This window comes from Aureibaculum marinum, from assembly GCF_003813905.1.
Lineage (GTDB): Bacteria > Bacteroidota > Bacteroidia > Flavobacteriales > Flavobacteriaceae > Aureibaculum > Aureibaculum marinum.
The window spans coordinates 60,896-74,743 of sequence record NZ_RPFJ01000015.1 but is presented as its reverse complement, the minus strand read 5'-3'; the positions used below and the strand labels follow the sequence as shown (position 1 = coordinate 74,743).

General features: G+C 31.5%; 10 protein-coding genes. 7 read left to right on the top strand and 3 right to left on the bottom strand.

Going from position 1 to position 13,848, the window contains the following annotated elements; translation table 11 throughout:
- Positions 1–290: 290 nt before the first annotated feature.
- Together EGM88_RS11580 and EGM88_RS11575 are read left to right on the top strand one after the other, a co-directional pair.
- Positions 291–3,368: a glycosyltransferase family 117 protein gene (locus tag EGM88_RS11580; protein ID WP_123898452.1), complete on the top strand. Its 3,078-nt coding sequence runs from the start codon at positions 291–293 to the stop codon at positions 3,366–3,368.
- 125 nt (positions 3,369–3,493) lie between these two features.
- Positions 3,494–4,159: a polysaccharide deacetylase family protein gene (locus EGM88_RS11575; RefSeq protein ID WP_123898451.1), complete on the top strand. Its 666-nt coding sequence runs from the start codon at positions 3,494–3,496 to the stop codon at positions 4,157–4,159.
- A 28-nt stretch (positions 4,160–4,187) separates the two neighbouring features.
- Here the strand turns inward: EGM88_RS11575 and EGM88_RS11570 are convergent, their stop codons facing one another.
- Positions 4,188–4,484: a thioredoxin family protein gene (locus tag EGM88_RS11570; protein WP_123898450.1), complete on the bottom strand. Its 297-nt coding sequence runs from the start codon at positions 4,482–4,484 to the stop codon at positions 4,188–4,190.
- 160 nt (positions 4,485–4,644) lie between these two features.
- Entirely contained in the window at positions 4,645–5,370 is a 726-nt protein-coding gene (locus EGM88_RS11565; protein WP_123898449.1) for a copper homeostasis protein CutC, read from the bottom strand.
- A gap of 157 nt (positions 5,371–5,527) precedes the next feature.
- On the opposite strand from EGM88_RS11565, the gene EGM88_RS11560 reads away from it, so the two are divergent.
- The 3 genes from EGM88_RS11560 to polA all read left to right on the top strand — a co-directional run bounded on the left by EGM88_RS11560 (position 5,528) and on the right by polA (position 10,888).
- Positions 5,528–6,865 carry a sugar MFS transporter gene (locus EGM88_RS11560; protein WP_123898448.1) on the top strand — a complete coding sequence of 446 codons (1,338 nt, stop codon included), beginning with the start codon at positions 5,528–5,530 and terminating at the stop codon, positions 6,863–6,865.
- 43 nt (positions 6,866–6,908) lie between these two features.
- Complete coding sequence (locus EGM88_RS11555) at positions 6,909–7,925, top strand: N(4)-(beta-N-acetylglucosaminyl)-L-asparaginase (RefSeq protein WP_123898447.1); 1,017 nt, start codon at positions 6,909–6,911, stop codon at positions 7,923–7,925.
- Positions 7,926–8,050: 125 nt separating this feature from the next.
- Complete coding sequence (gene polA / locus EGM88_RS11550; RefSeq protein ID WP_123898446.1) at positions 8,051–10,888, top strand: DNA polymerase I; 2,838 nt, start codon at positions 8,051–8,053, stop codon at positions 10,886–10,888.
- Between the two features lie 43 nt (positions 10,889–10,931).
- On the opposite strand, the gene ggt is transcribed toward polA, so the two are convergent.
- Complete coding sequence (ggt, locus tag EGM88_RS11545) at positions 10,932–12,638, bottom strand: gamma-glutamyltransferase (protein WP_123898445.1); 1,707 nt, start codon at positions 12,636–12,638, stop codon at positions 10,932–10,934.
- A 298-nt stretch (positions 12,639–12,936) separates the two neighbouring features.
- Here ggt and rplM point away from each other — a divergent pair, with 298 nt between their 5' ends.
- Positions 12,937–13,392, top strand: a complete 456-nt coding sequence (gene rplM, locus EGM88_RS11540) for a 50S ribosomal protein L13 (RefSeq protein ID WP_123898444.1) — start codon at positions 12,937–12,939, stop codon at positions 13,390–13,392.
- Positions 13,392–13,778, top strand: a complete 387-nt coding sequence (gene rpsI, locus EGM88_RS11535; protein ID WP_123898443.1) for a 30S ribosomal protein S9 — start codon at positions 13,392–13,394, stop codon at positions 13,776–13,778. The genes rplM and rpsI overlap by 1 nt, the downstream gene beginning before the upstream one ends.
- Positions 13,779–13,848 lie beyond the last annotated feature (70 nt).

The following is a 13,848-nucleotide window of genomic DNA, read 5'->3' as shown; positions in this document are numbered from 1 at the left end:
TACTTCTTTAAAAGCAGGTGCAAATTTAAACCAAACTTTTAATATGGCAAATTTTTTTTACTGAATTTTAAAAAAATCAACAATCAACAACAAATTGGATAAAAAAATAGTGTTTTGCACTATGTATTCACCTAATTATTAAAAAAATAAAAATGTTAGCTATTTTCTATTTGCAAATTACAGCTATATTTTAACATATTTTTAATATCAATTCTACGCTACTCAACCTATTCACAAAAGTTAATCAATTTTTATTTAGTAAATTCGCCCCGAAGTAACTTAATATAGCAATGGATCAATTCAATTACAAAAAATGGAATAATATATTCGGATGGATAACTTTTGCAATTGCATTAGTAACCTATACCCTAACCATAGAGCCTACAGTTGCATATTGGGATGTTGGTGAATACATTTCTACTGCCGTAAAATTAGAAGTAGGACATCCTCCTGGAGCTCCTCTATTCCAAATGTTAGGTGCGTTTTTTGCTATGTTCACCTTTGATCCAGAGCACATTGCTATGATGACTAACTTTATGTCTGCTCTTTCTAGTGCTTTTACAATTTTATTTTTGTTTTGGTCCATTACCATCTTAGCAAAAAAGGTTGTTACTAAAAATAACGAAAAAATCAATAAAAATAATACCATAGCTATATTAGGTAGTGGTTTGGTTGGAGCATTAGCTTATACATTTTCTGATAGTTTTTGGTTCAGTGCTGTAGAAGCTGAAGTATATGCAATGTCCTCTTTTTTAATGGCATTGTTATTTTGGCTCGGTTTGCGTTGGGAAAATGAAATGGACAAGCCTAGAGGTCATAAATGGTTATTACTAATATCTTTTGTTGTAGGACTTTCTTTTGGAGTTCACATACTTTCATTATTAGTAATACCGTCTATCGTATTTATATATTTCTATAAAAGATATGGCAATATAACTTCCAAAAAATTTATAATCGCTAATGTTGCATCGATCTTGATATTAGCATTTGTATTTAAATTTTTATTTCCTTACACCTTAGCCTTTTTTAGTTTTACAGAATTGTTCTTTGTAAACACATTAGGTATGCCTTTTGATACTGGTAGTGTTGTTGCTGGACTAATTTTAATAGCTTTCTTTTACTTTGCTATACGTTACACAAGAAAAAAGAATTTAATTCATACAAACCTTATTATTCTTTGTTTACTATTTATTATGATAGGTTTTTCTTCTTGGATAATGTTGCCTATTCGTGCAAATGCAAACACCACAATTAACGAAAACAACCCTTCTAGTGCAAGAGAGTTATTAGCCTATTATAACCGTGAACAATATGGTGATGCTAGTATTTTCTACGATTCTTATTACTCTGAAACTCGTCAACAAGATCCAAAAGACCCTTGGCGTGATGATAAACCAAAATATGAAAAAGATGAAAAAGCCGGTAAATATGTAATTGTTAATCGTTACAAAAATGCTAGACCAAATTATACTGATAAACATAAAGGTTTTATACCAAGAATGGTAGACCCTAATGTTGCTCACAATTATAAAAGTATTGTAGGTATCCCTCAGAATAGTAAACGACGTCCTACTTTTGGTGAAAATCTTCAATTTATGATTCAATATCAGTTTGGATACATGTATGGACGCTATTTTATGTGGAATTTTGTAGGTAGACAAGATGATATTCAAGGCAACCTTGATAATCATGGCAATTGGATAAGCGGTATTAATTTTATTGATGAAATGAGATTAGGATCGCAAAAAAACCTCCCAGAAGAGGTAAAGCAAAATAAAGGCCGAAATACCTATTACTTTTTGCCTTTAATTTTAGGAATAATTGGTCTACTTTTTCATATTAAATTTGATAAAAAGAATTTTTACATTCTATTTCTCTTTTTTGTTTTTACAGGTTTGGCTATTGTATTTTATACCAATCCAAAACCTTTTGAACCAAGAGAACGTGATTATGCCGTGGTTGGCTCTTTTTACGTATTTGCTATGTGGATTGGATTTGGTGTACTTGCCATTTACCAACAATTTAAAGACAAAATTAACCCTAAGACATTAGCAATAAGCACAACAGTAATTTGTTTATTAGCAGTACCAACATTAATGGCATCTGAAAATTGGGATGACCACGATAGATCGAATCGTTATTCTACTCGAAATAATGCCAAAGCCTATTTAGATTCTGCTCAAGAAAATGCTATCATGTTTACTATCGGAGATAATGATACTTTCCCGCTTTGGTACATGCAAGAAGTTGAAAATTATAGAACTGATCTTAAGTTAGTAAATACCAGTTTATTTGCTACAGATTGGTACATAGACCAACAAAAAAGAAAAACATACTTAGCTGATCCAATTCCTGGCCAATTGGTTCATGATGATTATAAAACAGGTTCTTTAGACGTGGCTTACCACATTCCAAATCCGGCTTTTAAAGATACTGTTATGAACATCAAAGCCTTAATAAATTGGTTAGCTAGCGATGATCAACGAACCTTTATTGATATTGATGAAGATGGTTATCCTGAAAAATATTATCCAACCAATAAAATTAGAATCCCAATTGACAAGGAAGCAGTATTAAAAAACAATATTGTTCCTATAAAAGATTCAGCTAAAATTGTACCTTATATTGACATTGAAATTGATCCCTTAGGGTTACAAAAACATCGAATTTTAATGTTAGATATTTTGGCTCATAACGATTGGACAAGACCTATATATTTTACTGGAGGTGCTAATGCAGATGATGAATATATTTGGCTAAAAGACTACCTTCAATTAGATGGAATTGCTTATAAATTTGTTCCAATATATACGCCAAGTAAAGACGCTAACGGAAGGTCAAAAAGTGTTTTAGATCTTGGTAGAATTGATACAGACATTATGTACAATAATGTAAAAAAATGGGATTGGAGAAACAGTAACGGTGATATTTATGTAGATGTTGAATCTAGAAAAAATAGCATTACTTTTAGAAATAGCTTAATCCGATTGGCGGAGGCTCTAATAAAAGAAGGTAAAAAAGATAAAGCTGAAGAAATTTTAGATTTATCTATTGAAAAAATGCCTATTAAACGTTACAATCACTACGGCCTAGTGTTAGGATATCCTGAAGCCTATTATAAAATTAATAAAAAAGAAAAAGCAAGAAACGTTGCTAGTACTTTAGTAGATATTTTTCAAGATAGAATTGAATTTTATAGCACATTAGATAACTATGGCATTTCACAACATTACGATGATATAGAAGGTACTTTAATGATGTATAACAATGTTGTTGTAACAGCTGATGAATATGACAAAGAATTTGCCGACGAACTTAAAAAAGGTTACGTTGCTTCTATACGTTCATTAGAAGGTGTAATTGAATAGTATAAAAGGTTAAAAATATTAGAGGCTGATTGTATTTATTTAAAAATATAATTAGCCTTTAAAAAAAGTAGTCTATTGTTTGTAAATCAATTTTAAACTTACATACAATCATTGTCCACTAAAAAATGAACTCATATTTTACAAGAATTCCTTATTGGATTAAGGCTATTTTTCCAAATCAGATTTGGAGTTTGCCAAATACTAACAAGGAGATTTATCTAACTTTTGACGATGGTCCTACTCCTGAAATAACCGAATGGATTTTAAAAACCTTAGAGCAATATAATGCAAAGGCTACATTTTTCTGTGTTGGTAACAATATAAAAAAACACCCTACCCTTTTTAATAACATTATTAAAAATAACCATAACGTTGGCAACCATACGTTTAATCACGAAAAAGGATGGAAAACAAACAATAACAATTACCTTAATTCTATTTTAAAAACTGAAGAATTAATAAGAACCTTATTCTGTCAAACTTTACCTAAAAAAAACGAACAGCAATTAACAAAATTATTCCGTCCTCCATATGGTAAAATTAAAAGATCTCAAACAAAATCTCTTATTAAAAAAAATTACAAAATAGTAATGTGGTCAGTATTAAGTTGGGATTTTGATAAATCTATTAACTCCGAAACATGCCTTAATAATGTAATTAAAAACACCCAAAGTGGTGACATCGTAGTTTTTCATGACAACGAAAAAGCATTTGATAAACTAAAAGTGGTATTGCCAAAAACGTTAGAGCATTTCAGTAAAAAAGGGTATGTGTTTAAAAAAATAACTTAAAAAAAGAGCTTTTCAGCTATAAATTGTATTATACATATTGCTCTACAAGGCTAATTAAAGTATTCGCATCTTGCTCTCCTGACTGACGCCATTTCATCTCTCCATTTTTATAGATTATAAAAGTAGGGTTTCCTTTAATACGTAATGCATTAGCTAAGGTTTCATTTTTATCTATATCAATTTTTATAATTTTAGCTCTATTACCTAAAGCAGCAGCAACATCTCGTAATACCTTATGAAAAGTGTTATTGTCTTCATTCCAATCCGCATAAAAATCTATCAAGGTAGGAACACTTGAATTGATTAACTCACCAAATTTTGCCATAACAAATATTTTTAACAATTAAACAATCAACTACGAGTTAATGGGTTGGTTATACAAATATAACATTTTTAGATAATTATTTTATTCTCAATTACTATAAAAAATTGAAGTCTAAAATTTCACAAATTAGTTAAACTAGATTACTCTTAACATTTACAACCTAACTTTTGGCTAAAGTTACCATTTTATTCATTCTATTAACATCAGATACAGGTACTACACTTTCGTTAAAAAAGCGAGCACTATTCATTGAAACCTTCACTTTATTTTTAGATTTAACTAATGTGGTTGCTGAAAAATGAATTTGAGTAAAATTGGCTTTTTTAAAAGTTAAAATATTATTAATATTAACACCTCCTCCGGGCATAATTTCAATTCTATTTTTAGCTTTATCTTTTAATTTCTTCAATAAATCTAACCCTTTTATTGCTTCATTTTGTTGACCAGATGTTAAAATACAATTTACATTACAAGTTATCAACTGTTCCAGTTCACCTATTGGATTTTGTACCCAATCAAAAGCTCTATGAAACGTAAAACTCATTGGTTTAGACAATTCTACTAATTCTTTTGTTCTTGCTACATCAATAGTATTATCATCATTTAAAACTGCTGAAACTATTCCTTCACACCCAAGTTGTTTACATATATTGATATCGTTTTTTATAATTTCAAATTCCTCCTCAGAATAGGTAAAATTCCCACTTCTTGGACGCACTAAAACATGAACAGGAATTTCTAAATCATCCTTTATTTTTTTTATTAAACCATAAGAGGGTGTGAGTCCGCCTACAGCCAATTCTGAACATAACTCAATACGATCAGCTCCAGATTTTTGAGCATTCATAGCCGATTGGTAACCATTGGCACAAATTTCTATTATCATAAATTGTATTTAACAATGTAATTTATCATCAATTTGTTGTTGTTAATCTAAAATCTAACGAAGTTCTAACTGTTTTTACTATCTTGCTTTGCCATTTTAACTTTTAGAGTTTAATCAAGTGCTAAACTAATCATTTAATCATAACAAATTAAACACAATGAATCAAGCTAAGTCGTATCGAAGTTCTTTTATATTATTAACTATTTTATTTTTCCTTTGGGGATTTATAACTGTATTGGTTGATTCATTAATTCCTCGATTACGTGAATTATTTACACTTTCATATTTCCAGGCAGGTATGGTTCAGTTTGCTTTTTTTGGAGCCTATTTTATTCTTTCTGTTCCTGTAAGTTTTATACTATCAAAAATAGGTTATAAACGAGGTATTATACTAGGATTAGCCACTATGGCTTTAGGTTGTTTACTTTTTTATCCTGCAGCATCGTACCGTATATTTGGTATTTTTATGTTGGCTTATTTTATTTTAGCAGCTGGAATTACCGTTTTACAGGTGGCAGCAAATCCTTTTGTGGCTGCTTTAGGAACGGAAGATGGTGCCTCTAGCCGACTAAATCTATCACAAGCTTTTAATTCATTAGGTACTGCCATTGCTCCAATAATTGGTGCATTATTTATACTGAGTGATAAAATCAAAACAAAAGAAGAAATAGATTCATTAGTGGGTGTTGCAAAAGAAAACTATCTAGCTGCCGAGGCGTCTGCAGTTCAGATGCCTTTTATTGGATTGGCAATTTTTATTGGATTAATTGCTGTCGTTTTCTTTTTCGCTAAATTACCAAAATTAATAAGTGAAGAATCTACAGGAACATACAGTCAAGCTTTTAAACAGAAAAATTTAATGTTAGGTGTTTTAGGAATATTCTTTTACGTAGGTGCAGAAGTTGCTATCGGAAGCTATTTAATAAACTACTTTTTAGACATGAATTTAGTTCCTTTAGTAAGAGACAATCCTATAATGATGAATACAGCAAATTTTATTGCTAATGTATTCCAAAAATCATTAGATGGAGCAGACGACAAAGCCCTACTAGGAATATTCGTATTATTTTATTGGACTGGAGCTATGGTAGGAAGATTTATAGGATCTTACCTAACAAAAATAATGAAACCTGGTAAAGTATTAGGTATGTTTGCTACAATGGCGATATCATTAATTATTATTTCAATGAGCACTACTGGATTAATTTCTATGTGGACAATTTTAGCTGTAGGCTTGTTTAATTCTATCATGTTTCCTACCATATTTACATTAGCTATTGATGGTTTGGGAGAATTAAAACCAAAAGCATCAGGATTACTATGTACTGCAATTGTAGGTGGTGCAATTATACCTCCTTTATTTGGTTTATTAACAGATAACGTTGGCTTTAAAATGGCCTTGATTTTTGTAATTTGTTGCTATGGTTATATTTTATTTTATGGATTAAAAAACACAAGAAGCAAACACAGAGATGTAAGGGAATACAGTTTGTAAATTCGTATAAAATTCTATTATAAATTACCCGAAAATCTAAAAAATGAAACGAAGAAATTTTATAAAAAATGCCTCATTAAGTGGAGTTGGATTGGCTATCGGAACTGCACTAACAAACTGTACTAACAAAACTTCTGAAGACTCTCAAAAAGAAAAATCAATTGTTACTACTGCTAAAAAATCATTGCCATTAGTTATTGCAACTTGGAATTTTCATAACGCAACGTCTAAAGCATGGGAAACATTACAAAGTGGTAAATCAGCTCTAGATGCTATTGAGCAGGGTTGCATGGTCGAAGAAGCTGATGTAAAAAATGTAACAGTAGGCAAAGGAGCATTGCCAGACAGAGATGGTAATGTTACTTTAGATGCCTGTATTATGAACTCAAAAGGTGATTGTGGATCTGTTGTTTACCTTCAAAATATTACACACGCTATTTCAGTAGCTAGAAAAGTAATGGAAGACACGCCTCATGTAATGCTAGCAGGGAAAGGAGCAGAACAATTTGCCTATGAAAAAGGCTTTAAAAAAGAAAATTTATTGACAGAATCTTCCAAAAAAGCATGGGAAGAATGGAAAGTAAAATCAGAATACAAACCCATTATTAATATAGAAAATCACGATACTATTGGTATGTTAACCGTAGATAAAAATGGTGACATCTGTGGTGGTTGTACTACCAGTGGCCTAGCTTATAAAATGGCAGGACGCGTTGGCGATAGTCCAATAATTGGAGCTGGATTATTTGTAGACAACGAAGTAGGTGGTGCCGTTGCTACTGGATTAGGCGAAGAAGTTGCAAAAACTGTAGGTAGTTTTTTGGTAGTTGAACTAATGCGACAAGGTAAAACTCCACAAGAAGCTTGTGAAGAAGCAATTAAAAGAATTGTGTCAAAACCTAATAGCAATTACAAAGATTTTCAAGTGGCATATATTGCTGTAAATAAAAAAGGAGAAACAGGTTCCTATTCTATCCATAAAAACTTCAGTATGAGTAAAGTTCAAGATGGAAAAAGTGAGAACATTCAATCTGATTATTTTTTAAAAGAAAAAGAATAATCTTGTTACTATTATAAATTACAAACCTCACAGGCTATATAAACCTGTGAGGTTTTTTTAGCTTCTAAAACATTTTAATACTTAAAACAATCTTTGTAGCTTTGAACTTACCATAAAAAAACACTATGTCCAATCAAAAACGCTTGTTCTTACTAGATGCTTATGCCTTAATATTTAGAGGGTATTACGCTTTTATAAAAAACCCAATTATAAATTCTAAAGGTATGGATACTTCCGCCATAATGGGATTTATGAATTCGTTATTAGATGTTATAAAACGAGAACAGCCAGATCATTTGGCGGTATGTTTTGATAAAGGAGGAAGTGTTGACCGTGTTGAAATGTTTGCCGAATACAAAGCCAATAGAGACGAAACTCCAGAAGCCATAAAAATTGCTGTTCCTTATATTCAAGAAATTTTAAAAGCCATGCACATTCCCATTATGGTTAAGGAAGGTTTTGAGGCTGATGATGTTATTGGTACTCTTGCTAAAAAAGCAGAAAAAGAAGGATACCAAACTTTTATGGTTACTCCAGATAAAGATTTTGCTCAATTGGTTTCCGAGAATATTTTTATGTACAGACCACGATTTGGAGGTGGATATGAAACTTGGGGAATACCTGAAGTTTTAGAAAAGTTTGGTGTTACGGACCCTCTGCAAGTAATAGATTTCTTAGCTATGAAAGGAGATGCTATTGATAACATTCCAGGTTTACCTGGCGTTGGCGATAAAACAGCTAAAAAATTCTTAGCAGCTTACGGCAGTATTGAAGGCTTGTTTGAAAATAGCCACGAGTTAAAAGGTAAAATGAAAGAAAAAGTAGAAGCCAATGTAGAACTTGGCCTTTTATCAAAAAAATTAGCAACCATAATGCTAGATGTTCCTGTAGAATTTGATGCTAAAGATTTTGAACTCAACACACCTGATATCTCAAAAGTAAAAGAAATTTTTGAAGAACTAGAATTTAGGCGTTTAATGGTTAATCTTACCAATACCTTTAGTCCTAAAGAAGAAAATACAGACATCAAACCTCAAACAGAGAAGAACAAACCAGAGGCTAAAAATAATCCTTCTGAAAATGTTCAATTCGATTTATTCGCGGCACCTGGTTCTGGTAACTCAACTCAAAAAACTGAAGCAAATGGTTATAACACCATAAAAAACACTTCTCACTTTTATCAATTTGCCAATACACCTCTTTCTCGAAAATTACTAATACAACAATTGTTAGCCCAAAAATCAGTGTGTTTTGATACAGAAACAACAGGCTTAAAATCATTGGAAGTAGAGTTAATAGGAATTGCATTTTCTTGGGAACACAACAAAGGATTTTACGTTCATTTTCCTAAAAATCAAGAAGACACACAACAAATACTTGAAGAATTTAGACCTTTTTTTGAAAATGAATCTATTGAAAAAGTAGGCCACAATTTAAAATACGACATAAAAGTATTATCCAATTATAATATGCCTGTAAAAGGGAAGTTATTTGACACTATGATAGCTCATTATCTGATAAACCCAGATATGCGTCACAGTATGGATATTTTAGCAGAGACTTACCTAAATTACCAACCCGTTTCCATCACTGAATTGATTGGTAAAAAGGGTAAAAATCAAGGCAATATGCGTGATGTTGATTTAGAAAAACTAACAGAATACGCAGTTGAAGATGCCGATATTACATTGCAACTAAAAACTCATTTTACTAAAGAACTTGAAAATGGAAACCTAACTGACTTATTTGGTAAGGTAGAAATGCCATTAGTTGCAGTTCTTTCTGCTATGGAAATAGAAGGTATTAATATAAATATCGATTTTCTAAAAGAATTGTCAGTAGCTCTAAGTAAAGATATTGAACGCTTAGAAAAAGGGATTTATGAGCAAGCCGGCGAGGAATTTAATTTAGCTTCTCCAAAACAATTAGGTCCAATCTTATTTGACAAACTTAAGTTAGTAGACAAACCTAAAAAAACAAAAACGGGACAATATTCTACCGCTGAAGATGTCTTAACTTATTTAGCAAAAGACCATCAAATTATTAGAGACATTCAAGAGTTTAGACAATATAAAAAATTACAAAGTACCTATGTAGATGCATTGCCAAATGAGGTAAATCCAAAAACTCATAGAATTCATACTGTTTATGCACAAGCAGTTGCAGCAACAGGTAGATTAAGTTCTAACAATCCAAATTTGCAGAATATCCCTATCAGAACTGAACGTGGACGTGAAGTACGAAAAGCTTTTATTCCAAGAGATGAAAATTATACATTGTTAGCAGCGGATTATTCACAAATAGAATTGCGAATTATTGCAGCATTAAGTCAAGAAGAAAACATGATAAATGCTTTTAAAAACCACGAAGACATTCATGCTTCTACTGCTGCAAAAGTGTTTAATGTTCCTTTAAGCGAAGTATCTCGTGAACAACGTAGCAATGCTAAAACTGTCAATTTTGGGATTATTTATGGAGTTTCAGCGTTCGGATTAAGTAATCAAACTACACTTTCTAGAAGTGAAGCAAAAGAATTAATTGATACTTATTATAAAACCTATCCAAAACTACGAACATATATGGATGGTCAAATACATTTTGCTCGAGAAAATGGCTATGTAGAAACTGTTTTAGGTAGACGTAGGTACTTAAAAGACATTAATTCTCGTAATGCTGTTGTTCGTGGTGCCGCTGAACGAAATGCTGTAAATGCTCCTATTCAGGGAAGTGCAGCTGATATTATTAAATTGGCAATGATTAATATTTATAATCGCTTTCAAAAAGAACAATTTAAAAGTAAGATGTTACTTCAAGTACATGATGAATTGGTTTTTGATGCTCACAACGACGAACTAGAAACTATAACACCCATAATTAAAACAGAAATGGAAAATGCCTATAAACTAATAGTACCATTAGATGTTGAAATTGGGTTAGGTAAAAATTGGTTAGAAGCACATTAAAAAAGCCAATAAATATATTTTGACATCACATTTTAAATACTATTTAATAACCTACAGCTCTCGCATCAAAACTTCTTGAGTCTGCAGCACCATATATCATGTTTTTTTTGCGGTCTATAAAAATTCCCATTGCCTGCCCTTGTGAATTTCTATAATATACTTCATGGCCTAATGACTTATACATTTTTTCAGTATCTGGAGATATTCCATACCTTTCAAAAGAAGTCTTGTTTGGGAACCATTGATGGTGAATTCTAGGAGCTTCAATAGCTTGAGCTATATTCATGTTAAAGTCAATACTATTAAGAATTACTTGTAAAACAGTATTTATAATAGTTCGCCCTCCAGGGCTTCCAATAACAATTAGAGGCTTTCCATTTTTTGCCACAATAGTAGGCGTCATACTAGATAACATTCTTTTTTCTGGTTGAACTAAATTAGGTTTTGTACCGATTAATCCTTGGGAATTAGTATACCCTGGAATAGGATTAAAATCACCCATTTCATTATTTAACAAAAATCCAGCACCGTCAACTACAATTTTATTACCATAACTATTCTCTAATGTATATGTTAAAGAAACTGCATTACCATCCTTGTCAACAACAGAAATATGGGTGGTTTCAGGACTTTCAGGTATTAAGAATTTTGCATTAAAATTTGCAGAGTCACTAGGCGAAGCCCTTTGCAAGTCTATACTAGACCTTAAATTGTTAGCATGTTCTTTTGATATTAACTTCTCAATTGGCAAATCCGGATTAAAATCTGCATCACCAACAAATTCTGCCCTGTCTGCAAATGCCCTTCGCATAGCTTCAGTAAGCACATGCAATGCAGCCGACGAATTATGTCCCATTTCACTTAAATTATACCCTTCCAAAATATTAAGCATTTCAATTAGAGCAATTCCTCCAGAGCTAGGTGGAGGCATACTAACAATTTCATAACCTCTATAAGTTCCTAAAACAGGCTTTAGCTCTTGAGCTTCGTATTTAGCTAAATCTTTTTCAGTAATTAAACCTCCATTTTTTTTCATAAATTCAGCAATAAGTTTTGCCGTTTTTCCTTTATAAAATCCATCTGCACCATTTTTCTGAATTCGTTTTAACGTTTCTGCCAATTCAGGCTGCTTCCATATCTCACCAGGTTTGTACGGTGTGATTCCATTTTTTAAAAATACTTTTGCTGTTGACGGATATTTAGCTTTGTTTTTTGCAATAAAATTTACAAACCACTCATTTCTATACGTTGCTGGAATACCATTTTCTGCCAATTCAATTGCAGGTGCTACTAAATCTGACCATGGCAGTTTTCCCACTCTTTGATGTGCTAAATACAAACCAGCAACTGTCCCTGGCACACCAGTAGCTAATAATCCTTCATGATTAGAATTATTCTTTATTTTTCCTTCTTCATCTAAAAACATATTTTCAGTTGCCGCAAGAGGAGCCTTTTCTCTAAAATTAAAAGTAGATTTAACACCATCATCACCATAATAAACTAAAAAACCACCTCCACCAATGTTTCCTGCAGATGGCAAGGTTACTGATAAAGCAAAAGCCGTTGCTACAGAAGCATCAATAGCATTTCCACCCTTTTTAAGAATAGCTCTACCCACTTCTGACGCTAAATAATGACTAGTAACTACCATTCCTTTTTTTGCTGGAGCAGGAGTTTTTCCACTTTGAGCACAAATAAAAATTGTATTGAACAAAAAAAATAAAATTGCAATTTTCAAATCGGTTTTCATAAAATTGAATGGTTTATTGAATTCTAACAAACCTAATTAAAATCTATTGGATGTGCAATAAAACTATTTGTAGGTTAGAAAAAGTAGAAAGTTAATAGACAAAACAGTAAAAAAAACAATCTAAATCTAATTTTAAATTTTAGGATTAGTTACTCAACTGTTTTTTGGGGCATTTCACAAAACTTTTAGTCGAAAAAATATATCTAAAACACTGTTTGCTATATAAATAAATAGTAGTATCTTTGCACACCTTTTTTAAGGGAAAAAATAATTTTATTAATAGACAAAAACTAATCGTGTGAACACATTAAGTTACAAAACAGTATCGGCTAATAGAAACACTGTAAACAAAGAGTGGGTTTTAGTTGATGCGGACGGACAGACATTGGGTCGTTTAGCTTCTAAAGTAGCAATGCTTATAAGAGGTAAATACAAACCTAACTACACACCTCATGTTGATTGTGGTGACAATGTAGTAATTATTAACGCAGAAAAAATTATCTTATCAGGTAACAAATGGACAGATAAATCTTATATCCGTCATACAGGTTACCCTGGAGGTCAAAGATCGCTTACTGCGACAGAGTTGTTTAAAAAAGATCCAACTCGTATTGTAGAAAAAGCAGTAAAAGGTATGTTACCTAAAAATAAATTAGGAAATGCCTTATTTAAAAATTTAAACGTCTTTGCTGGTGCTGAGCACGATAAGCAAGCTCAAAAACCAAAGACTATTAACCTTAACGATCTTAGATAATGGAAATAGTACACAAAATAGGTAGAAGAAAAACGGCTGTAGCCCGTGCTTATGTTTCTAAAGGAACAGGAAACATTACTATAAATAAAAGAGAACTAGATAATTATTTTACAACATCTACTCTACGATATAAAGTTTTACAACCTCTTACTTTAACTGATAATGAAAAAAATTATGATATTAAAGTTAATGTTTTTGGAGGTGGTGTTACTGGTCAAGCTGAAGCAATTCGATTAGCAATTACTAGAGCTTTAGTTGCTATTGATGAAGACTACAAAGCTATTTTAAAACCAGAAGGATTGTTAACAAGAGATCCAAGAATGGTAGAACGTAAAAAATTCGGTCAGAAAAAAGCCCGTAAAAAATACCAATTCTCTAAACGTTAATGGTAAAAGTATTATTCTGAATGAATCGAAAAATATTTTAAATATAATTTCTAAATTCAAAATATTTTTC